Origin of the sequence: Algoriphagus mannitolivorans DSM 15301 (assembly GCF_000429425.1) — a bacterium.
GTDB classification, from domain to species: Bacteria; Bacteroidota; Bacteroidia; order Cytophagales; family Cyclobacteriaceae; genus Algoriphagus; species Algoriphagus mannitolivorans.
Map to the genome: position 1 here is coordinate 76,590 of NZ_AUBV01000004.1, position 25,569 is coordinate 102,158.

Sequence of the window (25,569 nt, forward strand, 5' to 3'; positions counted from 1 at the left end):
CTTCCCCATAGATTTCAATTTTCTACAATTTCAAATATCAAACAAAGTCCCACTCGCTCCGGTCGGCTTTATTTTTAGATGCTTATATGCCAACTCGGTCGCCATCCGGCCACGGGCGGTTCTTTTCATATAGCCTTCCTGAATCAGGAAAGGTTCATAGACTTCCTCGATAGTTTCGGCCTCTTCCCCACAGGCTGTAGCGATGGTGCCGAGGCCCACAGGGCCGCCTTTGAACTTCTCGATGATGGTTAACAAAATGCGGTTATCCATTTCATCCAGGCCATTTTCATCCACATCCAAGGCATTCAAGGCAAACTTGGCAATATCCAGAGTAATGGTTCCATCCCCTTTTACCTCCGCGAAATCTCTTGTTCGGCGAAGAAGCATATTTGCAATTCTTGGCGTCCCCCGGCTTCTTCGGGCAATTTCAAAAGCAGCCACCTCATCAATTGGAGTTTGTAAAATCCCCGCTGACCGAGTTACTATATCGGTCAAAAGCTTCGCGTCGTAGTATTCAAGCCTAGAATTGATCCCAAATCGGGCCCGAAGTGGAGAAGTCAACAACCCTGAGCGAGTAGTAGCTCCAATCAGCGTGAAAGGACTCAAAGAAATCTGCACAGAGCGGGCATTTGGACCGCTATCCAGCATGATATCGATCCGGAAATCCTCCATGGCAGAATACAGGTACTCCTCCACAATAGGATTCAGGCGGTGAATTTCATCTATAAAAAGTACATCACCTTCCTCCAAATTGGTCAGCAAACCTGCTAAATCGGAAGGCTTATCCAAAACCGGCCCGGAAGTAATTTTTATCCCAGCCTTAAGTTCGTTGGCGATAATATTGGACAAAGTTGTCTTACCCAATCCTGGAGGTCCATGCAGCAAGACATGGTCCAAAGGCTCATTTCGCTTTTTGGCGGCATGAACAAAGACCCGAAGATTCTCGACAATCTTGGCCTGACCGGTAAAATCCTCAAAGCTCAAAGGCCGCAAGGCCCGCTCAAATTCACGGTCTTTGGGACTTAAATTTTCCTCATCTCCTCTCAGGTAATCTTCTCTCATGGCAATGGCGATACGCACAAATATAAACAAAAGCCTCAGGCATGAAGGCTAGAGAAATTCCCTAACTCATAATTTTTGGACTAAATTCGCCAGAAAATACACCTTCCATGAATTCCTCTCTCTGGAAAAATCTGATTTACATTTTGGTCTTCCTGGCTATTGCCATTTTGGGATATAACTTTTGGTCACAAGACTCCCAAAATACGGGAGAAGAAGAAGCCCTAGAAGAGCCCGGAAGAATGAGCCATTCCAAAAAGGCTTTCGGGTTGGACTTTGAAATAATATATCTGGATCCTAAGGGAAGAGATTTTAAATCCTCCATTGATTCACTTTTTTGGAAAATCGAAGGCCTGGCAGATGCCAGTTCAAGCTCCTCAGAAATTGGTCGCCTTAACTACAATGATACCTTAATTTCCCCATCACAAGATTTGATTCGCCTCTTGAAAGAAGCCGAAAAATGGCATCTGAACAGCGGGGGAGCCTTTGAAGTCACTGATACTCCTCTCCAACAAGCTTGGCGATTCAGCAACTCTGGAGCTGTATTGATGGATACCTTGGGTGTAGAACATGCTCGAAGATGGGTCGGCCTCGCGAAAATAAACCGAACGGACTCCCTGATCTTAAAACCATTTGAAGTAAAGGTTGATTTCTCCAAAATGATTTCAGGCATCGCTCTTGATCAGCTTGCTCAATTCCTGGTATCAAAAGGAATCGAAAACTTTCACCTTAAGCTTGGGAAGACAGAATTGACCAAAGGCCTTAATTCCAAGGGAGAACTTTGGAAATCACAAGTCAAATATTTGGAAGACTCCACCGGCAAAAGCACTATGGGAGAAATCGCACTATTAAACAAATCGATCTCTCATGCCGGAAATCCGGATGAATTCTATTGGAAAGATTCCACGAAAGTCTCCTTCACCCTTGACCCTCGAACCGGGCTGCCTGTAAACCATGGATTATTGGCCATCACGGTAGTAGCTGAGGAAGGAAAAACCGCTGATGCCCTTGCAGAGCAATTGATGGTCATGGGAAAAACAGAAGCTATCCGAATGGACAGTGCCAGAAATGACCTACAGATGATCCTTATCTTTTCAGAAAAAGGAGGAAAAATCAAACAGCATATCAGCCCTGACCTTCGAAAATACCTGGCTTTCCCAGTAGGCAATTGATAGAAATGCAACATTATTGAATTTTTGTACCTTTGTTGCAGTTATAGCTCCAGGATATCCAGTCCATTCAGGCATCCAATCAAAATTCAATGGGATTAAATTTTCTTTTACTCTTCCTAACAGCCATGGCTGCCGGTCTTTTGGTTTTTTTCGCTCCGGTATTTCGAGAGAGATATTTTAAGTTGGTTCTGGTATTTGCCGGTTCTTACCTGTTTTCAGTTACAATCCTGCATATTCTACCTGAGCTTTTCTCCAATGGATTTCCCAAAGCTCAAATGGGACTCTACATTCTTTTGGGTTTTTTGCTTCAGCAGCTATTGGAGTTTTGGTCATCCGGAGTCGAACATGGACATATCCACAAGCATGCCTCAGAGACTTCCAAGGGGGTATTGACCTTGATGCTTGGCTTGTTTATCCATGCTTTTCTGGAAGGAACTCTACTTTCTCACGGCTCCGTCATTTCCGAAGGAGGAAACATGGATCATGCCCACAGTGGTAAATCTGTTTTATTGGGAATTATCATGCACAAGGGACCGGCAGCATTTGCCTTAGCGGCGGTATTGTCTTCTTCCCTAAGCAAAAAATGGACAATCATCCTGCTGACGATTTTTGCACTCGCCTCTCCATTGGGAATGTTTTCAAGTGCCTGGTTTATTGGAAACGGTCTTTTGTCCGGTGAAGGGATCGGAATTCTATATGGCTTGGTCACTGGAGGATTTTTGCACATTTCTACCACCATCTTTTTTGAAAGCAGCCCTCATCACAAATTCCAGCTGAATAAACTGATCGTCACTTTTGTTGCGGCTGGACTTGCTCTGATTTCGGAGTACCTCATCTAGGCTATCTCCATATTTTGGAAAAAGTACTTTCCGCTTTTGGAAAAATTTTTGCTTTTTGGCTAAAATGACTTGGATTCTGTCTTCAGAATCAGGTATTTCATTTTTGAAAAGGATTAGGAGATTTCTTTGGCAAAACCCCATTATAAACTCCCATTTCCATCGCTTTTCAACAAAAACCCAAAATCCATGAATGATAATCAGGCGAGAATGTCAGCTTATTGGAAAAAAAACCTGAAAACCTTAGTGCTTTTGTTGCTGGTTTGGTTTCTGGTCTCCTTTGGCTGCGGAATATTATTTGTTGACTTTCTCAATAATTTTAAAGTCGGGGGCTACCCTTTGGGATTTTGGTTTGCACAGCAAGGCTCTATCTATGCATTTATCCTTCTGATTTTTATCTACGTGATCCGGATGAACAACCTGGACAGGGAATTTGGAGTAAACGAAGACTGAGGAAGAAATGGATATTCTAACCTGGACCTATATTCTCGTCGGACTAAGCTTCACTGTCTATATCGGAATCGCGATTTGGACCCGAGCGGGATCTACCAAAGAGTTTTATGTAGCTGGAGGAGGAGTATCACCTTTGGCCAATGGCATGGCAACAGCTGCAGATTGGATGTCGGCAGCATCTTTTATCTCCATGGCCGGATTGATTTCATTTGCCGGCTATGATGGTTCGGTTTACCTCATGGGGTGGACAGGAGGCTATGTGTTACTTGCGCTCTTACTGGCTCCTTACCTGAGAAAATTCGGCAAATTCACCGTTCCTGATTTTGTCGGAGACCGATATTATTCCAATAAAGCCCGCGTAGTCGCAGTCATCTGTGCCTTGTTCATTTCCTTTACCTATGTAGCTGGACAGATGCGAGGAGTCGGAATAGTTTTCTCTAGATATCTGGAAGTTCCAATAGAGTATGGGGTTTTAATAGGAATGGCGATCGTATTCTTCTATGCTGTTTTAGGCGGAATGAAAGGAATTACCTACACCCAAGTTGCTCAATTCTGCGTTTTGATTTTTGCTTACATGGTCCCGGCTATTTTCATTTCCATGCAGCTCACAGGAAATCCTATACCACAGCTGGGCTTGGGAGGAGAATTGGCAGATGGCACACCCTTGCTTGAAAAGCTTGATGGAGTATTGACGGAGCTTGGTTTTGCGGCCTACACCGCAGGAAGAAAGGGCATGGGGGACATGTTTATGATTACTTTAGCCTTGATGGTCGGGACGGCAGGCTTGCCTCATGTAATCGTCCGGTTTTTCACTGTCCCCAAGGTGAAAGATGCCCGGCTTTCGGCTGGCTATGCCTTGGTTTTTATTGCCATTCTCTATACCACCGCTCCTGCTGTTGCAGCATTTGGGATCTTCAATACCATCCAATCCACCTCAGAAAAAAATATCTCCGAACTTCCAGTCTGGGTTCAAAACTGGCAAAAAACCAACTTGATCCAGATTGAGGATAAAAATGGAGACGGTAAAGTTCAATATTTGGCCAGTCCAGAAACGAATGAACTTAGTATTGACAAGGACATTATGGTCTTGGCCAGCCCTGAAATAGCCGAATTACCCAATTGGGTCGTAGGACTGGTGGCAGCCGGTGCGATGGCAGCAGCACTTTCTACAGCAGCAGGATTGCTATTAGTGATTTCCACCTCAGTTTCTAGAGATTTGGTTAAGAATTTCAATCCTGGGATTTCGGAGAAAAAAGAGTTGCTGATCGCAAGAATCGCTGCCGCTGGAGCGGTAGTCTTGGCGGGGTATTTTGGGGTCAATCCTCCGGGATTTGTCGCAGAGGTCGTCGCATTTGCCTTTGGTTTAGCGGCAGCATCATTTTTCCCGGTCATCATTCTGGGCATTTTCTCCACGAAAATCAACAAAGAAGGCGCTATCACCGGCATGATTGCAGGCCTGGTTTTTACGATAGGATATATTCTTTATTTCAAATTCCTACATCCTGAACTTAATTCTTCTGTCCATTGGTGGTGGGGAATTTCTCCGGAAGGAATAGGCTCCATCGGCATGCTGATCAATTTCGCTGGCTGCTTCTTGGTGTCCCTTTTTACCCCTGCACCACCTCAACAGGTGCAGGACCTAATTCAGGAAATTAGAATCCCAAAAGGTGCCGGAAAAGCTCAAGAACATTAAATTTACAATTACCCAAAACCTATAAGTACATGAGTGACAGACTCCATACCCTCAGCGGCTATCTATATGAGTACCAGAAAAGTGTCGCACAACCCGAAGAATTCTGGGCCAGAATTGCTGATTCCTTTCACTGGAGAAAGCGCTGGAACAAAGTCCTGAAATGGAATTTTGAAAAGCCCGATGTCCAATGGTTTGTCGGAGGAAAGCTGAATATCACGGAAAATATTTTTGAGCGAAATCTTTATACTATTGGAGACAGACCGGCGATCATCTGGGAACCGAATGAGCCTACCGAGGCTTCCAGGACTTTGACCTACAGAGAGCTCTACCAAGAGGTCTGCAAATTCGCAAATGCCCTAAAAAGCAAGGGAATCAACAAAGGAGACCGAGTAATTATTTACATGCCCATGGTTCCGGAGGCGGCAATTGCCATGTTGGCTTGTGCTAGAATTGGTGCCGTTCATTCTGTGGTTTTTGCGGGATTTTCAAGCACTTCGCTGGCAGATCGCATCATTGATTGTGGAGCTAAAGCGATCCTCACCTCGGATGGAAACTTCAGGGGAAATAAGAAAATCGGCGTAAAATCCGTGGTCGATGAAGCTCTTGAAAAGTCTACCGTTGAAACCGTCATTGTTTACCAAAGAACCGGTCAGGACGTCAACATGAAGTCTGGAAGGGATTTTTGGTGGCATGAACTCATCGAAGGTCAATCCTCTGAGAACAAAGCAGAAGAAATGGACAGCGAGGACATGCTGTTTATCCTCTATACTTCCGGATCTACCGGCAAGCCCAAAGGCGTGGTACATACTACAGGGGGATATATGGTTTATACCAAGTATTCCTTTGAAAATGTCTTCCAATACACTCCCGGAGATGTCTATTGGTGCACCGCGGATGTAGGATGGATTACTGGACACAGCTATATCGTCTATGGGCCACTATTGGCGGGAGCTACTACCTTGATGTTTGAGGGTGTTCCTACTTATCCTAATCCGGGAAGATTCTGGGAAGTGGTGGAAAAGCATCAGGTGAATGTGTTTTACACCGCTCCGACAGCCATCCGTGCCCTTCAGGCCTTTGGCACAGAGCCAATAGAAGGAAAGGATTTGAGCTCCTTAAAGGTGCTGGGATCAGTAGGGGAACCTATCAACGAGGAAGCATGGCATTGGTACCATACCCACATTGGAAAGGGCCAATGTCCCATAGTGGATACTTGGTGGCAAACCGAAACCGGTGGAATTCTGGTTTCTCCTTTGGCTGGAATCACCCCCACCAAGCCAGCCTACGCCACACTTCCCTTGCCTGGAATCCAACTGGCCATCGTGGATGCCGAAGGAAATGAATTGACAGGCAACTCTGTGGAAGGTAACCTATGCATCAAATTCCCTTGGCCTTCCATGATCCGAACTACCTATGGAGATCATGAACGATGCCGACAAACTTATTTCTCCACCTATAAGAACATGTACTTCACCGGGGACGGAGTCAAGCGGGATCATGACGGATACTACAGAATCTTAGGACGAGTAGATGATGTGATCAATGTTTCTGGACATAGAATGGGTACTGCCGAGGTGGAAAATGCAATCAATGAACATCCAAAAGTCATCGAATCTGCAGTGGTGGGCTATCCTCACGAAGTCAAAGGCCAGGGAATCTATGCCTATGTGATTTGTGACATGTCCAACCGGACCCAAGAAAATCTGATCAATGAGATCAAGGAAACCGTCTCAAAAATCATCGGCCCGATTGCCAAGCCCGATAAAATTCAAATTGTATCAGGACTTCCCAAAACCCGGTCAGGAAAGATTATGAGAAGAATTTTGAGGAAAGTGGCCGAAGGAGTCACAGATAATCTCGGGGACACCTCCACCCTGTTGGATCCAGATGTGGTGAAAGAGATCATTGAAGGAAGAAAATAAAGTGAAAGATCTAAAGTCAGAAGGCTGAAATTTTCAGCTTTCTGATTTCATAATTCAGACTTCAAATGAATGTCATCGTCAACCGAGTTGCCGAATTCCTCAAACATCACCCTCCTTTTTCCTTTTTGGAGAAAGAAGATTTGGAATTGGTGGCCCGACAGGTGGAGATTCTTTATCTGGAAAAAGGAAAGATTCTATTTCATCAAGGCGAACCGGCTCAACCTCATTTTTTTGTACTGAAGGATGGCTCAATCCAATTAGTAGAAAAAACTCCAAAAGGAGATGAAATCCGGGAAATCTGCGAAGAGGGAGATGTATTTGGGGTATTGGCTCTATTGGGAAAAAGGCCCTATTTGCTGACCTCCGAAGTTTTGGAAGACAGCTTGGTTTACGCTATTCCTGTGGAGATCTTTGAGAAGATCCTAAAGGAAAACGCACAGGTAGCCCTGTACTTTGCCGCTGGCTTTGCTTCGGGACAGGTAGTCATCCGACAGGATCTTTCCCAAGGCCAAAAGGCCCGAGGACTGTTCAAAAACCTCAAAGGAGATCATTCCCTGATGATTTTTTCTGACCAATCCGAAGTCAAAGTGTCAGAAAATGTACTGACTTGTCCTCTGTCCACCCCTGTCCAGCAAGCGGCCCAACTTATGGCTCAAGAAGAAGTGAGCAGCATTGTGATGGTTGATGCCCAAGGATTCCCCAAAGGTATTCTGACGGATAAAGACCTAAGGGTACGGGTTTTGGCCAAAGGATTGGACCTAAAAACCTCTGTGCAGGATGTGATGACTACGCCGGTTATTACCCGAAAAAAATCAGACGGCTTTTCTAACCTCTACCTAACGATGATTCGCCACCGGCTTCATCATTTGATCTTGACTGAAGACGGAACGGACGAGAGCCCGGTCATTGGGCTGATTTCGGATCATGATATTTTTCTGTCCATGGGCAACAGCCCAGCCGTGTTGATCCACGGACTGATGAACACCCTAGACCTAGGCGAAATGCGAAAAATCAGGGATCGCGCCGAACAAATGTTGCTTTATTATCTGGACAATGAGGTTTCTATGGATTTTGTATCCTCTGTCATGACCGAAATCAACGATGTGATCATTCAGCAGGCAATCCGGATTTCAAGGAAAAAGCTCCAAGAACAATACTCGGAAATGGACAAGATCAAATTTTGCTTCCTCTCCTTGGGAAGTGAAGGTCGGGAGGAGCAATTGCTACGCACAGATTTGGACAATGCCATATTGTATGAAGACGTGGAGGAGCCTTTCAAGGAAAAAGCACAGGAGTATTTTCTCCAGCTCGGAACAGCAATCACTGAAATTCTGCTAGCCTGTGGTTTTGATCCATGTCCCGGTAAAATCATGGCCAGCAATCCTGAATGGGTTCAGCCCTTGAGTCAATGGAAGTCTTATTTCAGCGAATGGATTCTTCATCCAACTCAGGAAGCTCTCCTGAAAGTCTCCATTTTCTTCGATTATAGATCCATCGGACCCCACAGCTCACTAGCAGAGGAACTAACGGAGCATATTTATCAAGAAATCCGAAAAAAGAAGGTTTTCCTGAATTTTCTGGCCCAAAATGCATTGTCTAACCCAACCCCATTGGGTTTTTTCAAAGGCATAGTCGTCGAAAAATCCGGAGAGCACAAGGACCAGTTTGATTTGAAGGCAAGAGCCATGATGCCTTTGACAGATTTGGCAAGACTTCTGGTCTTAAGCCATGAGGTAGTGGGAATTAACAATACCTTTCGAAGATTCGAGTATCTAGGAACTCTAGAGCCCAACTATTCGGAGCTTTTCACCCAAGCGGGAAAGGCCTATGAGATCCTGATGCGCATGAGAGCCTCGGAAGGCTTGAGGAAAGGAAATAGCGGACGGTATTTAAATCCAAAATCACTTGGCAAACTCCAGCGTCAATTGCTCAAAAATACCTTCAGTCCGATCACCGAGCTTCAGGAAATTGTTCAGGTAAGATTTCAACTTGATTATTTCTCCAAATGAGCACCTGGAAATTTTGGAAGAAAAGCCCAAAACCAAAGGATTTTGTAGCAGAATTCCTGGAGAAAAATTCTGAGAAAATACCTGCTATCCGAACCCTGGATCAATTGGAATTTGTGGTCCTGGATACCGAAACCACCGGATTTGATGTGGAGAAAGATCATGTCCTTTCCTTTGGAGCCCTCAAGATCAAAAACCGAAAGATAAGGGTCTCAGAGAGTCTAGAGCTCTACCCCTTCAGTGATCGTTCTGTTTCCTCCACCGTGGCAATTCATGGTATTTTGGAAAAAGAAAACCGAGTCACGCTAGAGGATTTTTCAGAGAAGTTACTGGAGTTTATCGGTAATGGGATCCTTGTGGGGCATCATGTAGGCTATGACCTGGAAATGCTTCTTCGTATTCTCAAACCTTTTGGGCTGAATAGATTCCCAAACCCCGTTTTAGATACCATGACTTTTGCGATGAGACTGGATCATGGTCCATTTGCGGATCTGAGCCAAATCCAAAAAGAATCTTACAGCTTAGACTCCGTTTGTGAGCGGTTTGGAATCGAACCGGACGACCGGCATACCGCGGGAGGAGATGCTTTCCTGACGGCGCAGCTACTCCAGAAGCTATTGGTCTTGGGAGAGAAAAAGGGAATCCGGACTTTTAAAGAATTGATCTAGTCCGCAAGCTGTCAATTTTCTTATCACCTCCAGTTCACCTCCACTTTTCCCTTGGCCATCAGATGAATAATCAAACCCAATTTTCCGGGATAGAACCCTTCCGGGCCTAATTCCAGCCCCACAACTTGGAGATTGGCGATCGGCGTAGTCAGCCCCAATCTCTCCTGAATGCCACTCATTCCTGATTCGAAAGTATCCTCCATCGGGAATTTCAATCTTTGGTTGAGCTGTCGGATGATCTTTTTCTTCTTTAGTCTGGCTGCCGTCTTGGCTTTTTGACTATCACTTTCAAGGTAAAAATCCACCTCTTTAAAGCCCAGGGAATTTTCATCAAAATCAAACTCAGGCATACCGACCAAAAACATCCTTCCTTTTATTTCCTCAGAATTTTCCTGAATGGCCGTGAAATCCATCCAAATTCCCAATTTTTCTCCATAGGCTTGAGTCTTGAAATTGCTCGGATTGAATACAGTTGTTCGGTTGATCCGAATAAAATGATTTTCAAAGTTTTCCTTCAAAATCCCATTTAGCTCTTCGTAACTTAAGAAAAGGGGAACTCGAATCTCGAGCTCATTGGAGTCATCCTTGTTTTCGGAAAGGGAGGGCAAGGGGAATGCCCGGCTAGGGGCGGCATTACCCGGATGGGAATTCACCTTTCCAAGCAGTCCCAAATTCAATTGATATCCCCTGCCCGGGTTTATTTTTTCACCTATTTTCACCGAATCCGGCTGAATGGAAAACGCCAGGCTTTTCCCAAATAAATCTACATAAATTGGCTTTCCGGCTTCGGCCCAAGCTTGGTCAATCATGGGTTTCAAAGCCAAAACATCCTTTTTACCCACCAGTTGCTGCGTGGCAAAATTCCTGGCTTCTCTGCGGATCAGCTGACTGATATCCACCTCAAAACCCATCACATTGACAGCCATTTTTCCTCCTAAATCCAACAACTCAAACTCTGAGACACCCAAGGACCAATTGGGGTAAATTTTGGGATTGACCAGGACCTTGGGCTGAAGTGTTTGCTCTATGGGGATTCTATTTTGGAACAGGCGTCTCAAACCGGTGGGCTTGAGCCAGACTTCTCCGTTTACTTTTAGCGGAAAAGTCAATTCCATTCGCTCAGAGTCAACGCCCTCTACCTGAATCAATCCTGCTCTGGACAACTTCAGGTTTCCTAAAACCCCATTATCCAAATCAATTTCATTTCCTTCATAAAGTACCGGCGGAATCCGCTGATTTATCAGATTGTTTAGGGTCTCAAAGGGAACTTCTATCGGAACATTGACTTTGGAATAGGCCTGCGGAACTGGCACGGTTTCCGGAGTGGTGAATGGGTCCAAAGTTTTGCATCCCCAAATCAGTGGGACCATGCCTATAAAAATGAGGAAAGAAAATCGGTATTTATTGAATTGCTTCATAGGTTCAAATTCCATTTGGAACTAATTTTAAATATCGAGAATTTCTCCTTAGACAGATTTCCACGCCATGAACTGGAACAAACTCATACAAGCCTCACAATTGGATGAAATCAAAACCCTGAGTTTTGAGAAGCCTGTTTTGATTTTCAAGCATAGCACCCGTTGCTCGATCAGTAGCATGTCTTTGGATCGTCTTCTGAGAAACTGGAAGATCGAAGATGGAGAAAAAGTAGTGCCATTTTATCTTGATTTAATCAGTTTTAGGAATTTATCCGATTTAGTAGAGCAGGAGTTTGGGGTTCCTCATGAATCTCCTCAGGTAATTTTGATCCAAAACGGCAAGGTGATTTACGAAAACAGCCATTTTGGAATTTCATACCCCGAGATCATGTCCAAGGTTTAAATATTTCTCTATTTCAAAGGGAAAAAAGACCATTTATCCCTTAGTTTTTCCGTTCTAATTTTTGCTTAGATCGAGCTTAAACCTTTCTATTTCAGGATCAGTCAAAGTGTTTGAACTTTGCCTTGATTATGAAAACAAAATTTACCCTAAGTATCCTGATTTTTAGCCTTTTGCTGAATTATTCAGCTTTTGGCCAACGCCCCTCCGGTCCTCCTCAGGAAGAACGGAAATTCACCGGAAAAGTGATTGACGGGGCCACCAATACTCCAATGATCGGCGCGAATGTCTTGATCAAAACAGTCACAGATTCCCTGCTAAGAGGAACTGTGACAGGGGCAAATGGAGCTTTTGAAATCGCCAGACCAAGAATCCCTCAGGTAAAACTTGAGATCTCCTTTTTGGGATATAAGACCATTGTCAAAGAACATAGCTTCCGTGATCCCATGGAATTGGGGGATATTATTCTCTTGGAGGATGCCAAAGTATTGGGTGAAGTAGTGATCGAAGGCCAAGCTCCTGTAGGAGAGCAGAGAGGAGATACCACCTCTTTCAATGCCAATGCCTTTAAGACTCAAACGAACGCCCAGGCAGAGGACCTGATTCGAAAAATGCCAGGAATCACCATGCAAGGAGGACAACTTCAGGCGCAGGGAGAAAATGTCCAGAAAATCCTGGTGGATGGGAGAGAATTTTTCGGAAGTGATCCCAGCATCGCGCTGAGAAATCTTCCTGCCGATGCAATTGATCGCGTGGAAGTGTTAGACCAGCGATCTGACCAAAGCCGCCTCACCGGTTTTGACGATGGCAATTACACCAAAACTATCAATATCATTCTGAGATCAGACCGCAAAAACGGCTCTTTTGGAAGAGCCTATGCCGGCTATGGTACCGATGACCGGTATTCTGCAGGAGGAAGCATTAACCTTTTCAAAGGAGATCAACGACTTTCCATCCTGGGACTATTCAATAACGTAAATCAGCAAAACTTCTCCAGTCAAGACTTAGCCGGGGTAAGCGCCAACTCAAGCGGTGGCGGAGGAATGAGAAGACCGGGAATGGGTGGCGGCCAATGGGGAGGAGGAAATAACAATTTCTTCGTCGGCAATGAAACCGGAATCGTCTCCACCAATGCCTTGGGCTTGAACTATTCAGATAAATGGGGCAAAAAGGTGAATTTTAGTGGTAGTTATTTCTTTAATAACACGACAAACTCCCTACTCCAGAATACTAACAGAGAAACTGTGGTCAGCGAAAATCTTCGCCAAACCTATCAAGAAAGCTTGATCAATACGGTTGATAACTACAATCACCGAGCAAATGCAAGGATAGAATCAGATATCAATCCCAAAAACTCCATTATCCTTACTCCAAGTCTTTCTTTCCAGACCAATAAAACCTATAGCGACCGAGACGCTTTGACTTCAGCCAGCACAGGAGAAAACCTATCCGCGCTCAGGTCTATCACCGATGCGGAAACTCAGGCTTTCAACATTTCAAATAACCTGACCTATCGCTATAAATTCGACAAACCAGGCAGAACACTTTCCTCCGAAATCTACACCGCCTGGAGCAAGCGGGATCAGCTTTCAGAGCTTCTGGCCGCTAGCCGGGATTTCAGAAGAAATCTGGTCGACACCACCCTTCAAGAGACAGAATCTTTTAACAATGGATTCAATTACCGCGTCAATCTGACCTATACAGAGCAGCTCAGTAAAAACGCTATTGCCACATTTGGCTATCAGGTAGGAAACAATAAAACCCGTGCAGACCAAAAAACCTTTATTCTGGATGACGAAAGAAGGCCAATCTTGGACACTGCACTTTCCAATGAATTTGACAACAAATTCATTACTCAGCGACTTCGGTCAGGATATGCCCTGAACAAAAACAAGTTCAATATCAACCTGAATCTGGACTATCAAAATGCCAGGTTGGACAATCAGGCATTTTTCCCGGAACAGGGAATTTTCAATCGAGATTTCAACAATATCTTGCCTAGTGCCAATGTCAATTTCAGAAACAGAGAAACTGGCTTTTCCTGGAGAGTTCGTTACCGGACCAACACCGATGAACCCAGCGTTTCCGAATTGCAAAATGTAGTCAACAACGCCAACCCTCTGAGCCTAAGAGTGGGTAATCCTGAATTGGGACAGAGTTTTAACCACAACATATTCGCCAACATTAGTAAGATCAACCTGGAGAAATCCAGAACGCTCTTTATGTTCGTGAATTATTCCTCCACCAGTAATTACATCGGGAGCAGCACCTTCTTGACAGCCACAGACACCCTGATCAACGGAGAAGTATTATTGAGACCCGGAGGACAGATCACAAAGCCTGTCAACCTTGACGGAAACTGGAGAACTTCCTTCTTTCTAACCTATGGTGCCCCAATCAAAAAGATCAAAACCCAGTTTAATACCAATACAAGAATCAATTTCAACAGGATCCCGGGGATCATCAACGGGGAAACCAACCTCAATGATAATTTGGGGCTGAGCCAAGGTGTTACTTTCAGTTCCAACATTAGCAAAAATGTTGATTTTACCCTGCAGTCCACCGGTACCTACAATATTGTAAATTCCTCCCTGCAGCAAAATCTTGACAACAACTATTACCAGCAGGAAACCAACGCCCGCCTGTATTTTAGTTCTCAAAATGGTAAATTTTTCATGGCCAACAATGTCGTGAATACCTTATTCACAGGATTGTCAGAAGGATTTAACCAGAATTTCTGGCTTTGGAACATTGAGGGCGGATTCAGATTTGCCAAAAACAACAAGGCTGAACTGAAAGCAGTGGTCTTCGACTTGCTGAACCAAAACAACAGCATCAGCCGAACAATCTCAGACGTTGCCGTGACGGACGTATTCACCAATGTACTGACCCGCTATGGCATGCTGACCTTTACTTACATTATCGGAAACTTCAAGCAGCCGGAAACTCCCCAGCAACCTTGGATGATGGGAAGACCTTCCGGAGGTAGGACTTGGTAAAGTCTTAAGGCAAAACCTAAATTCTGAAAGAGCCCATTTCGAAAGATTTGGGCTTTTATTTTCAAGTTTATTTCGACTAACTTGATAGACATAACTCAAAATCACAAGACTATCAAAAAAGTGGTTCAAAAGGTCTTCTCCTTTTCTATGGAAATCGTGAAATTTTTAAGCGGGTTTCTTTTTTGCAACCTAATCTTCAGCATATCAACAAGCTTTTTTTTCAATTTATTTGCTTTAGATAAACTAAGTCTAGGAGGCCTTTATGGAGCTTTTTACCTCTTCATTATGACATCTCCTATTATTTTAGGTTATTATTGTATCCATTACTTGGCTCACTATTTAAAGCCTGATTGGGATAGAAAACCAAAATACATGTTTGCATATATGGCCCTTGCAATAGCCTATACCTATGTTTTTGGATTTGTATTTCGGATCATTGGCCTGATTTCATCCGGTAAAAATGTGATTTATCAATTTTTAGGAATTGCTATTGCAAGTGGTTTTACCTATTGGGTACTTCGGGATTCGGTTGAGAAATAGTTCGCTTCGGATAATTAAAAATTGGCTGCCATTGGAACGAAAATCCCTATGTCTATTGAATAAGTGAATTAATAAACAAAAAACCCTGCTCGGTTTCACACCGAGCAGGTTTTTTTGTGTGTTAAGCTAATTTTTACTTACATCTTAGGAAGCACTACGGTATCTACCGAATGGATTACTCCATTGGACTGCCATACATCGGCAATGGTTACTTTTGATTGTCCACCGTTTTCGTCGGTGATGTACAGGTCTTTTCCTTTCATCCAAGCGGTCAGTTTTCCACCTTGCACCGTAGTCAAAGTGGTTTTACCGTTTCCTTTCTTGATCGCATCGGCAATCTCCTTGGAGCCCATTTTTCCAGCAACTACGTGGTAAGTCAATACCGCAGTCAATTGGCCTTTATTTTCCGGCTTCAAAAGAGTTTCAACCGTTCCAGCAGGAAGTTTTGCAAAGGCAGAATTCTCAGGAGCAAAAACAGTGAAAGGACCTTTTCCCTGAAGGGTTTCTACAAGCCCGGCTGCTTTTACTGCTGCTACCAAGGTGGTGTGATCAGCAGAGTTCACCGCGTTCTCCACGATGTTTTTGGAAGGATACATCGGAGCACCGCCAACTTCTACGGTTTTTTCCATTTGAGCGAAAGCCACATTGGCTGACAAAAAGGCAAATGCCACTAGTGATAATTTGAATAATTTGTTCATGGTTTTGTTTGTTTTAGAATTTCGTATTTGAATGCACTTACGAGGAGGTTTTAAACCTTGGATTGAGTCAGCCTGAAAAAAAGTGAAAGAATCCTTTTAGAATGGACGACTTCATTCCAGACTTTTACCCAAAAAATTTCAAAACCCTTAGCTTTGTGGCTTGATAAAATTTGAAACTGATGAGTCAGGAAAGAATTGAGGCGATCAAAGCCGCCATTGCAGCTGCTGATGCGAACACTCCGGATGAGCTGGAGGCTTACCGAATGGAATACATTTCCAAGAAAAGTGTGGTAGGCGAACTTTTTGCAGAGATGGGCAAGATTCCCAATGAGGAAAAAAGAGCTTACGGACAGCTGATCAACGGGGTCAAGCAATTGGCGGAAGCCAAATTTCAGGAATTGATCGAAAAGGTAAATTCTGCCAACAAGAAATCAAAAAGTGCGGATCTGGATCTGACGTTGCCTCCCTCCAACCAGTCTCTGGGAGGAATTCATCCCCTCACTGCGACTCGCCAGCGAATCATCGAAATCTTCGAACGCATTGGTTTCAACCTTTCCGAAGGACCGGAAATCGAAGACGATTGGCATAATTTCACCGCTTTGAATTTCCCAGAAAACCATCCGGCACGGGAGATGCAGGACACCTTTTTCATCGAGAAAAATCCCGACATCGCGCTAAGAACCCATACCTCTTCCGTACAGGTACGCGTGATGGAAAACCAAAAACCACCTATCCGCACCCTTTCTCCAGGCCGGGTATATCGAAACGAAGCGATTTCGGCTCGTGCGCATTGTATCTTCCATCAGGTGGAAGGGCTCTATGTGGATGAAAACGTAGGTTTCGCCGATTTGAAAAACACCTTGTACCACTTCGCCAAGGAGATGTTTGGCAAGGAGACCAAGGTGCGATTCAGACCTTCTTTTTTCCCCTTCACAGAACCAAGTGCAGAGATCGATATCTCCTGCCTGATCTGCGGGGGCAAAGGCTGTAATGTCTGTAAAGGCAGCGGTTGGGTAGAGATCGGAGGATCGGGAATGGTCGATCCAAACGTATTGGAGAACTGCGGAATCGACTCGAAGAAATATACAGGATTTGCCTTCGGAATGGGCATCGAGCGAATCGCAATGCTGAAGTATCAGATCAAGGACTTGCGACTCTTTACCGAAAATGATGTGAGGTTCCTGAGGCAGTTTAGGCCTTTGTTATAGAAAAGTTGAGAAGCCAGTCGAATGATTGGCTTTTTTGATTAAGATTTCCCGCTGATTAGCGCTGAAAAAGTCGCAGATGATCGCTGAATTTTCCCACAGATAACTACAGATAAAAATCACAGATCCACACAGATTTTAAGTTAGGATCTGTGTAAATCTGTGAATCGAATCGGTGAAAATCTGTGGGAAATGAAAATAACAAAGTTAGGATTGAGTCCTTTCAAAATCAGCGTGGATCTGCGAAATCAATCTGTGAAAATCAGCGGGAGATTAAAATACCGCTTGAAAAGACTCAAATCCCCCCACTTCCACCCTCACCAAAAACACATCCCCACTTTGCGGATACTTTTCCAAACCTTCTAAAGAAAGATTCTCCTGTGCCGTAGTAATCAGCATCAAGTCCAGATTTTCTCCTCCAAAGCAGCAGGAAGTCACATGGGGCACGGGCAGTTCGATTTTGTCCAGCAAATCACCTGTTATTGGATTCCATCGGTAAACCCCAGAACCCGCATAATGCGCCACCCATAACATGCCCTCTTTATCTATACACATTCCATCGGGAAAGCCTAAACCCTCTGGAATCTCGACGGCAATTCGCCGAAATTCAATGGCTCCCGACTCCGGATCAAATGCAAATTCCTGAATCTTCTTGGTGGGCGTGTCTATATAGAAAAAAGTCTGTTGATCAGCCGTCCAGGCCATCCCATTAGAAATGGTCAGGTTACTCAGTTGGATTTCAGGCTTCAGATCTGCTCCTATTTGATACAAGGAACCCGCACCTTTGGTAAAATCTAAAGCCAGAGTTCCTATCCAAATCCTCCCTTTAGAATCGACCTTCCCGTCATTGAAGCGATGATTTGGAAAATCTGATTCTACCTCAACCAACCACTCCAGTTCCTCTGTATTCCAATCGTATCGGGCGAGTTTCCGATCCAAGCCCAGAATCAACTTTCCGTTTTGACCTTCCAACACCACTGCCAAACGATGAGGAAAGCTCCTGATTTCCAGCTTTTCAGAGGCTAAATGGTATCGATGAAGGTTCCCCTTTTCGATATCTACCCAGAAAAAACAGCCGGACTCGGCAATCCAAAGCGGGCCTTCGCCCAAAAAACACTGAGAGAAGATGGTTGTAAAGAGGTAAGGTTGCATAAGTTGATTTGTCAACGGTCCATGGTCCACAGACCACAGCTATTTTGTATTAAATGATGATTTCAGCTCCAGATAGAATTTTTATTAGCGGTGGACTGTTGTCCGTCAACCGTTGACTAGGGTTTCCAATACTGCGCAATCTTCTTCTTCAGAAACGCCACACTGCGCTCCAGTTGATCCATTCCGTCCACGCCATCTTCGATGCTGATCCAGTTGTCAAAGCCTACCCGCTTGAGTTCCGTGAAAATGGCATCGTAGTCATTCATACCTTTGCCGACCTCCCCATGGCTGAGCATTTTGGCGTAGCCTTGGGCTCCTCCTTCCACCTTTCTCAAGTCTTCGATGGTTCCGTATTTTATGAATCTGTCGCTGGCATGCATGGTTAGCACTCTTTCAGATACATCATAGAGCAAATCCAAAGGATCTTCCCCAGCCAAAAAAGCATTGCTCGGATCGTAATTCACTCCAAAATTGGGATGTTGAATGGACTTGACCAATCGGGTGAAAATGTCTCGCTTCTGCGCAAACTCCGGATATTCCCAAAAGTCATCTTTGTAGTGATTCTCAATAATTAGGGTGATTCCAAGACTTTGAGCATAGGGTAGACATTCTTCAATACATTCCTTAGCCAGTTGAATCCCTTCCTCCACCGAGAGTTCGGGGCGATACTGACCGGAAAGCACCCGGCAATATTTCCCTCCCAAGGCATCGGTCATGTCAATCCAGCGCTTTTGCTTTTGGATTTCCTTATCCCGAAAGGCCTTGTCACGATGGGTAAAATCCGGGGAGCAGCACATCATAGGGATGACCATGCCTTCATTTTCGACCATTTTCCGAAACTTCTCCCAGTTATGCTCATTTTCCATTTCCAAAAATCCTGCATACCATTCCAGCCCGTCAAGCTCAAGCGGCGCAGCCAATTTCACCCAATCGGCGATTTTCATACTTCCATCCTTGCAGAGCTGCTGCATAAAGGCTTTGGGAAAGGCGGCTAGTTTGGGCATGGTCGTTTAACGGATAGTGGAACTGTCTTTAGGTAGATTTCTGCCTGTCATCGGATGTTGCTCCAAAGTCATTACTTGGCCTGAAACGGGACCGCTTTCGTCAGAAAGCCAAAAAATACAGGCCGAGGCGATCTCTTCCGGCCAGAGGATTCTTCCCGAGGGAGCGAAAATCTTTGGCAGGCCTTCATACCAAATATCCGAAAGACCATGGAGTTTTTTGCGTTCCCGCTCCCGTTCGGTCAGCACCCAACCCGGATTGATCTGATTGACCCTTACGCCATACTCCCGCATTAGGGAATCCCCTAAATTACCGGTTAGGGTCATCAGAGCCCCTTTGGAAACAGAGTACGCCAACAAATTGGGTTCTCCACTCCAGGCATTGATCGAGCCGATATTGAGGACAGACCCTTTGGTTTTGATCAGTTCGGGCAAGGCCTCTTGGATCAGGAGAAAAGGAGAAATCGCATTGATGTCCATCACTTTTTGGAAAAACTCCTTGTCCGTGGTATGGATATCCGAAGCGATCACCCACGCGGCATTGTTGACGACCGCATCCAGTTTTCCGTAAGATTGGAGGGCAAGTTGAACCAGATTTTTAGGACAGGTATCTGTGGTGATATCCTCTCCCCAGAAAACCGCCTGATCCAAGCCAATTTCTTCCCGCACCTCTTCGCCTAGATCTTTTTCCAATCCATGCACAACCACCTTGGCTCCTTCAGAAGCACAGCGCTTGGCGATGGCTTTTCCGATTCCTGTGGTACTTCCGGTGACGATAATGACTTTGTCTTTGAGGCGCATGATTTTTTTCTTTAAGAGATCAATAGAATTTCATTGGACTTTTTAATAAGATAAACAGAAATACAGTCAAAAAAGCCAAAGAAACGATCTGGGACACATAATTGGCCAAGGCTACTTTTTTATGATTCTTTAATGCCAATTCTCCCTCCTGCGAGATTGGCTGAAATTGAGAATCATTTACCTCCACAAGGATTGACTTCCAAGTATCACTATCCAATCCCAAATCAGGTCTAAATTCGAGTAATTTCTGATCAATCTCTTTGAAAATATGGAGGCCATTAGGGTAAATACCTTCCATTTCCAAGGTAAGCTCGCCTTCAATCCCAGATATTTTTTCCTCCCAAAAAATAAAAAGGCCTTCATCACCATTCCTTGCTAAATACAACTTTCCAATCCTTTCATTGCTTTTAAAAATGACCTCATTTGGAGATGAGGCAATAAAAGTTGGAGAAGTGCCTATCCATTTCAAAAAAGAAAATATGGAAAAAATCACGAAGGCTATTATCCTAGAATGAGTCCTCCATTTTTTCCACTTTGAAGAACGAACGATCCATAACAATAGCCCTAAATCAAGAAAAATTAGGAACAATGATAATTCCAAAGGCAACTGGTAAAGCATCTAGTTTCTTTTAAACGGGTTTTAAAACCGACTTCACCACTTGACCGGAGTGCATTTTTTCAAAAGCCTCATGCCACTCCGTAATCGGCCAAACTCCTCCGATGATGGGCTTGACATTCAAAGCTCCACTTGCCAACAAAGCAATTACCCGCTCCCAAATCGGCCAGTTGTGGCTAAAACTCCCTTGCAAGCGCACATTTTTCTGCACGATGGGATCTATGGAAAAATTCAAAGGCTGAGGTCCCCAACCCACTTTGGTGATTTGCCCATTGGGACGAACCAATTTCATGGCAATTTTCAATGTGATGCTGTGTCCGGCTGCATCCACGATCACATCTGCTCCCAATCCATCCCGCTTTTTGGCCCAGGCTTCTGCTGCATCTTCCCCAATTAAAGGATGACAGCCGTAAGCGTTAAGGGCAATATCCAATCTCCCCCGGTCAGCTTCCAATCCCAAAATCCCCACCTCTGCTCCGCAAAGTCTTGCCACTGCAGCACATAAAATCCCGATCGTCCCCGGCCCGATCACCAGCACCCGGTCACCGGGTTTGATTTGGGAATTGCCTACCAAAGCATTGAAAGCTACACAGCAGGGTTCGGTCAGGCAGGCTTCCTCGAAAGACAGGTTTTCGGGGACAGAATGCAAGCATCTCGCCGGAACTCGTACAAATCGGGTCATGGCTCCATTGACTCCATAGCCGAAGCCTTTTCGAGTTGGGTCAAGGTTGTAGAGTCCGACTTTGCTCATGGGATTCTGTATATCGACCACGGCGGCGGTTTCGGACACGACCCGATCTCCGAGTTTCCAACCAGAAACCCTAGACCCCAACTTGGCGATTTTTCCGCCAAATTCATGTCCCAATACAACCGGATAATTCACCGGCCAACTGTGGTCGGAAGTCCACTGATGAAGGTCAGATCCACAGACACCGACATTTTCCACCTCGAGAAGGATGTCTTCTTCACCGATCTCAGGGATTGGGATTTCGCGGATTTCTACAGAATATTTTTGCTCGGAGTAGTTGACTACGGCGGGGATTTTGGCACTGGACATAGGCTAGGATTTTGAGGGGAAAACAGTTTCTTGAGCATGGATGGCGGCACAAATCATCCGAAGGGAGGATTCCAAATCTCCATCAGCCGTTTTAAAAGAATCGGCATCGATGGTCAGAGGCGCTCCTAAAACCACCAAAGGCGCTCCATATTGTGGACATTGAATGGCCTGCTCTAGAGAAAGGCCTCCCACTGCCTGGACTGGAATATTGACTGCCGCTACTACTTCGCGAAGTTGATCGAGCGGACTTGGCATGCGATGGCCTGCGGCAGCAATTCCCCTTCGCTCATCGTAACCAATGTGGTGGATGACATAGTCACAACCCAGATCTTCTAAGAACTTCGCCCCTTCCACCATATCTGGGCAGACCATATTGTCCCCCATCACTTTTACTCCAAAATCCCTCCCAGCCTGCACCACACATTTGATGGTCTCAGCATGGGCCCGGGCCATGACCACGACGTGGGTAGCACCGGCTTTGGCCATCATTTCGGCCTCGAGATATCCCCCATCCATGGTTTTGAGGTCTGCCACAATTGGGATTCCGGGAAAAGCTTCTCTGAGTTTTCGGACTCCATGCAGGCCTTCCGCCAAAATCAGAGGCGTCCCGGCCTCCAACCAGTCCACTCCGGCCCTTAGAGCCAAGGCGGCAGTTTCCAGAGCTTCATCGATATTTGTAAGATCGAGAGAGATCTGCACAATAGGCTTCATAGGTTTTGGGTTTAGTGTCAAGGATTGGACTCAATATAAAATTTTTTGTCCCCAGAAGCATCCCGAATAGTATGGCTGGCATTCAATTCGGGAAACTTTATCGATTTAACCGTATAATCTGATAAATTCCATGACCCAAACAAACCCTCACATGTCTGACAAACGCCGAATCACCCTCAAAGACATTGCAAAAGCTCTAAACCTCTCTCCTTCCACGGTATCCAGAGCCTTGAATGGTTATCCTTCCCTTTCCGAAGAAACTATTCATATGGTCAAAGAATACGCTGAAAAACATCAATACGTCCCCAATCCAATTGCTGTAAACTTCAGAAAAAACCGAACCTCCATTTTGGGAATGGTGGTTCCACACCTCGTCCATCATTTTTTTTCTACAACCATCAGTGGAGCTTTGGAGGCTGCGAAAAAGAACGGCTACAACATCTTGATGGCTCAATCTTATGATTTACTCAAAGATGAGATCTTAGCCTGCCAGCACCTCTTAGGCATGGGTGTGGATGGGTTGCTGATTTCTGTGTCCAATGAAACCCGGGAAGCAGATCATTTGCAGGCTTTTTTGGACGAAGGAAAGCCAGTGGTTCAGTTTGACAAAGTCACGGACCATATTTCCGGACCAAAAATCGAAGTGGATGATTTTCAGGGGGCTTATCAAGCAGTGACTCATCTTATACGACAGGGGTATCGGAAAATCGCTCACCTGAGCGGGAGAATGAACGTAAAAAACTCCCATGAGCGATTTTTGGGGTATAAGAAAGCCCTGGAAGATCACGGATTAGAATTCAAGGAAGAATGGGTCAAAAACTGCTTTGATATCTCCGAGGAAGAAGGTTTCGGATTCACTACAGAATTGGTGAATATGGAAGAAAAGCCAGATGCCATCTTTTGTATCACAGATTTGGTAGCCCTTGGTGCAATGAATTGTCTGAAATCCAAAGGCTACACTATACCTGATCAACTAGGACTGATGGGATTTAGCAACTGGATGCTCTCAGAATACACTTCCCCAAGCCTAAGCTCAGTCAACCAGTTTGGATATCAAATGGGAGCAAAAGCCGCCGAATCGCTGATGGAACTTTTGAAAATTCATGAGTTGGGAGAAAACCAAACTCATATTCTCAAAACAGAATTGGTCGTCCGCCATTCTTCATTAAAGCCCTGATCACAATTAACTAGCTTATATCTGATTATCTCGGTTCGAGAATTCGAAATCCGTATGGCTCCAAAATCAGGTATTCCTGAGAAGAACCAATGATTACTTCAGAGTTCGTCCAATGATCATAGAGTTTTTCGGCCCCTTCACCCTGCTCCCGAAAAGCATACCAAGTCAGATAGGCAGCTTTGTCCGAGAAGTTGAAAACGCAATACATCCGCTCATTCCCAATTCTTCGAACAAATCCAGCCACATGTATATTGTGCGGGCTCATCCAGGAAATATTGGATAAATCCGAAAATAGGGCATACTCCTTTCGGATTTCCAAAAGGCGTTTAGTTCCAGAAAATATTCTGTTTTCCACTGTACCTGCCTGATCTTTTCGGGCAACCTTTTCCCAGTCAATTTTGGGACGGTGCATCCAGCGGTTATCATAGCTTTTTCCCGGGTCATTTTGGTAGCTGTAGTCATTGGTATAGCCCACCTCATCCCCATAAAAAAGCATTGGCAATCCCCCTAAAAAGATCGAATGAGCCTGCATCATCAGGATTTTTTGGATGCTTTGGTCAATAGCCGGAGCATTATTCTCAATCTGAGCCTTTTCCAAGCCACAGAGCGAAGCCAAAGTCCCGCTGATCCTTGCATCTCCTGTTTTCGGATTGGAAGAAAAAAGTGCCCCCCTTGCCGGACTCATCCACTGCTCTCCAGAAAAAGAGTAGTATTCCTTGAGAAATTGCCGATGCCTGAAAGGATCTTTTCCCGCCTGCTCAATCATATAATTATCGTATCCCAAGCCTATATCGTCATGACATCGGGTGTAGGTAATCCAAGAAGTGCCATAGGGTTTTTGGAGAATTTCATGTTGGGCATTGAGCATGACTTGGGTCTCGCCAGAAGCCAACATGTCCCATTGCAAAGCCATTTGAGTGGCATTATATGCGAAATCACATTCCTGCGCGATGAATTCTCCTGTGCCAAAGTACTTCATGATTTCCTTCGGAGCGACAATAGCTTCACCCAAAATCGCCATGCCTGGAGTGGACACTTGCACACATTGTTTGATCAGCCGGAGAAGTGTATGAGCCTGAGGAAGGTTTTGACAGGTGGTGCCAGTTTGCTTCCAGATAAAGGCGGGAGCATCAATCCTAAGTAGATCAACTCCCAGATTGCCGTAGAAGAAGATGTTTTCCAGCATTGCCCGAAACACCTTGGGATTGGTATAATTCAAATCCCATTGATAGGTATGAAAAACGGTCATCACCCATTTTCCCATTTCCTCATTCCAGGTGAAGTTTCCAGGGGCACTTTCTGGGAAAATTTCGGGCATGGCCTCCTCAAACTCATTTGGAATCCATCGGTTATCATAGGTGTAAAAGAAGTCCTGATAATGCGGATCTCCTGCCTTTGCCTTTCTAGCCCACTCATGATGATGTGAGGTATGATTGAGCACAATATCCAGCAGGAGATACATTCCTTTTTGGTGCATCTTTTTGCGTAGCTCAATGAGCTCCTCCAAAGTTCCAAATCGGGCATCCACTTTTCTGAAATCAGAGACAGCATATCCCCCATCGCTTTCCCCTTCCGGACTTTCAAATAAGGGCATCAAATGCAGAAAATTCACTCCCAATTCCTCAAAATGGGAGAGCTTGCTTTTCATTTTTTTCAAGTCGCCTGCAAAACGGTCCACATACAAACTCATCCCAGCCAGCTTATTGCTCAAAAACCAGATATCCTGGGTCTGCTTTTCCTGATCTCTTTTCTTCAATCCCTTCTCCCGACTTTGATAGGCCTCCACCAGACTTTGGAGCAGATTTAAAAATTCCTGCTCCCCGCTGGGATGGTTTCCATAGATTTCTTCAAACAGCCTTTGGATAATCGGCAAGTGATTTTGAAACCTATTCCAAAATTCCTTATCGGCTTTTTTGGGATCCAGTCCGGACTGATTAAGGAGATTTTGAAGATGATTTTCTAGGAAAGAATCTGTACTCATACGT

22 protein-coding genes are annotated in these 25,569 nt (G+C 44.8%); 12 read left to right on the forward strand and 10 right to left on the reverse strand.

Annotation, left to right across the window (positions count from 1 at the left end):
- Positions 1 to 30 precede the first annotated feature (30 nt).
- Positions 31 to 1,062, reverse strand: a complete 1,032-nt coding sequence (gene ruvB, locus G458_RS0102860) for a Holliday junction branch migration DNA helicase RuvB (protein ID WP_026950568.1) — start codon at positions 1,060 to 1,062, stop codon at positions 31 to 33.
- A gap of 107 nt (positions 1,063 to 1,169) precedes the next feature.
- On the opposite strand from ruvB, the gene G458_RS0102865 reads away from it, so the two are divergent.
- The 7 genes from G458_RS0102865 (at position 1,170) to G458_RS0102895 (ending at position 9,809) form a co-directional block, all read left to right on the forward strand.
- On the forward strand, positions 1,170 to 2,231 hold the full coding sequence (locus G458_RS0102865) for an FAD:protein FMN transferase (protein WP_026950569.1): 1,062 nt from the start codon (positions 1,170 to 1,172) through the stop codon (positions 2,229 to 2,231).
- A gap of 89 nt (positions 2,232 to 2,320) precedes the next feature.
- The gene (locus G458_RS0102870; protein ID WP_026950570.1) at positions 2,321 to 3,070 is read left to right on the forward strand and encodes a ZIP family metal transporter; all 750 of its coding nucleotides are present in this window, start codon (positions 2,321 to 2,323) and stop codon (positions 3,068 to 3,070) included.
- 186 nt (positions 3,071 to 3,256) lie between these two features.
- Positions 3,257 to 3,520, forward strand: coding sequence for a DUF4212 domain-containing protein (locus G458_RS0102875; protein ID WP_026950571.1), 264 nt, complete (start codon positions 3,257 to 3,259; stop codon positions 3,518 to 3,520).
- A 7-nt stretch (positions 3,521 to 3,527) separates the two neighbouring features.
- Positions 3,528 to 5,213, forward strand: a complete 1,686-nt coding sequence (locus G458_RS0102880; protein WP_026950572.1) for a sodium:solute symporter family protein — start codon at positions 3,528 to 3,530, stop codon at positions 5,211 to 5,213.
- Between the two features lie 29 nt (positions 5,214 to 5,242).
- Complete coding sequence (gene acs, locus G458_RS0102885) at positions 5,243 to 7,135, forward strand: acetate--CoA ligase (RefSeq protein ID WP_026950573.1); 1,893 nt, start codon at positions 5,243 to 5,245, stop codon at positions 7,133 to 7,135.
- Positions 7,136 to 7,200: 65 nt separating this feature from the next.
- On the forward strand, positions 7,201 to 9,144 hold the full coding sequence (locus G458_RS0102890; protein WP_026950574.1) for a DUF294 nucleotidyltransferase-like domain-containing protein: 1,944 nt from the start codon (positions 7,201 to 7,203) through the stop codon (positions 9,142 to 9,144).
- Positions 9,141 to 9,809 carry a 3'-5' exonuclease gene (locus G458_RS0102895; RefSeq protein ID WP_026950575.1) on the forward strand — a complete coding sequence of 223 codons (669 nt, stop codon included), beginning with the start codon at positions 9,141 to 9,143 and terminating at the stop codon, positions 9,807 to 9,809. Before G458_RS0102890 ends, G458_RS0102895 begins: the two co-directional genes overlap by 4 nt.
- Before the next feature lie 23 nt (positions 9,810 to 9,832).
- On the opposite strand, the gene G458_RS0102900 is transcribed toward G458_RS0102895, so the two are convergent.
- Positions 9,833 to 11,242 carry a DUF4403 family protein gene (locus G458_RS0102900; protein WP_026950576.1) on the reverse strand — a complete coding sequence of 470 codons (1,410 nt, stop codon included), beginning with the start codon at positions 11,240 to 11,242 and terminating at the stop codon, positions 9,833 to 9,835.
- Between the two features lie 52 nt (positions 11,243 to 11,294).
- Between G458_RS0102900 and ytxJ the strand changes: the two genes are divergently transcribed.
- The 3 genes from ytxJ (at position 11,295) to G458_RS21750 (ending at position 15,166) form a co-directional block, all read left to right on the forward strand.
- Positions 11,295 to 11,630, forward strand: a complete 336-nt coding sequence (ytxJ, locus tag G458_RS0102905; protein ID WP_026950577.1) for a bacillithiol system redox-active protein YtxJ — start codon at positions 11,295 to 11,297, stop codon at positions 11,628 to 11,630.
- 128 nt (positions 11,631 to 11,758) lie between these two features.
- Positions 11,759 to 14,626: a TonB-dependent receptor gene (locus tag G458_RS0102910; RefSeq protein WP_026950578.1), complete on the forward strand. Its 2,868-nt coding sequence runs from the start codon at positions 11,759 to 11,761 to the stop codon at positions 14,624 to 14,626.
- 372 nt (positions 14,627 to 14,998) lie between these two features.
- Positions 14,999 to 15,166 carry a hypothetical protein gene (locus G458_RS21750; protein ID WP_157359671.1) on the forward strand — a complete coding sequence of 56 codons (168 nt, stop codon included), beginning with the start codon at positions 14,999 to 15,001 and terminating at the stop codon, positions 15,164 to 15,166.
- A 137-nt stretch (positions 15,167 to 15,303) separates the two neighbouring features.
- On the opposite strand, the gene G458_RS0102920 is transcribed toward G458_RS21750, so the two are convergent.
- Complete coding sequence (locus G458_RS0102920) at positions 15,304 to 15,864, reverse strand: fasciclin domain-containing protein (protein ID WP_026950580.1); 561 nt, start codon at positions 15,862 to 15,864, stop codon at positions 15,304 to 15,306.
- 179 nt (positions 15,865 to 16,043) lie between these two features.
- Here G458_RS0102920 and pheS point away from each other — a divergent pair, with 179 nt between their 5' ends.
- Positions 16,044 to 17,072, forward strand: coding sequence for a phenylalanine--tRNA ligase subunit alpha (gene pheS, locus G458_RS0102925; protein ID WP_026950581.1), 1,029 nt, complete (start codon positions 16,044 to 16,046; stop codon positions 17,070 to 17,072).
- Positions 17,073 to 17,342: 270 nt separating this feature from the next.
- Here pheS and G458_RS0102930 read toward each other — a convergent pair whose 3' ends face one another.
- The 6 genes from G458_RS0102930 to G458_RS0102955 form a co-directional block, all read right to left on the reverse strand.
- Entirely contained in the window at positions 17,343 to 18,221 is an 879-nt protein-coding gene (locus G458_RS0102930) for an SMP-30/gluconolactonase/LRE family protein (RefSeq protein ID WP_026950582.1), read from the reverse strand.
- A gap of 116 nt (positions 18,222 to 18,337) precedes the next feature.
- Complete coding sequence (locus G458_RS0102935) at positions 18,338 to 19,225, reverse strand: sugar phosphate isomerase/epimerase family protein (RefSeq protein ID WP_026950583.1); 888 nt, start codon at positions 19,223 to 19,225, stop codon at positions 18,338 to 18,340.
- A 6-nt stretch (positions 19,226 to 19,231) separates the two neighbouring features.
- Positions 19,232 to 20,023 (reverse strand): SDR family NAD(P)-dependent oxidoreductase, encoded by a 792-nt coding sequence (locus G458_RS0102940; RefSeq protein WP_026950584.1) that lies wholly within the window; start codon positions 20,021 to 20,023, stop codon positions 19,232 to 19,234.
- 19 nt (positions 20,024 to 20,042) lie between these two features.
- A complete protein-coding gene (locus G458_RS0102945; protein ID WP_157359673.1) occupies positions 20,043 to 20,492 on the reverse strand; it encodes a hypothetical protein in 450 nt (149 codons plus the stop codon).
- Between the two features lie 160 nt (positions 20,493 to 20,652).
- On the reverse strand, positions 20,653 to 21,696 hold the full coding sequence (locus G458_RS0102950) for a zinc-binding dehydrogenase (protein ID WP_026950586.1): 1,044 nt from the start codon (positions 21,694 to 21,696) through the stop codon (positions 20,653 to 20,655).
- A gap of 3 nt (positions 21,697 to 21,699) precedes the next feature.
- Entirely contained in the window at positions 21,700 to 22,407 is a 708-nt protein-coding gene (locus tag G458_RS0102955; protein ID WP_026950587.1) for an orotidine 5'-phosphate decarboxylase / HUMPS family protein, read from the reverse strand.
- 151 nt (positions 22,408 to 22,558) lie between these two features.
- On the opposite strand from G458_RS0102955, the gene G458_RS0102960 reads away from it, so the two are divergent.
- Positions 22,559 to 23,584 (forward strand): LacI family DNA-binding transcriptional regulator, encoded by a 1,026-nt coding sequence (locus G458_RS0102960; protein ID WP_026950588.1) that lies wholly within the window; start codon positions 22,559 to 22,561, stop codon positions 23,582 to 23,584.
- Between the two features lie 25 nt (positions 23,585 to 23,609).
- Here the strand turns inward: G458_RS0102960 and G458_RS20080 are convergent, their stop codons facing one another.
- Positions 23,610 to 25,565, reverse strand: coding sequence for an alpha-amylase family glycosyl hydrolase (locus G458_RS20080; protein WP_051286987.1), 1,956 nt, complete (start codon positions 25,563 to 25,565; stop codon positions 23,610 to 23,612).
- Positions 25,566 to 25,569 lie beyond the last annotated feature (4 nt).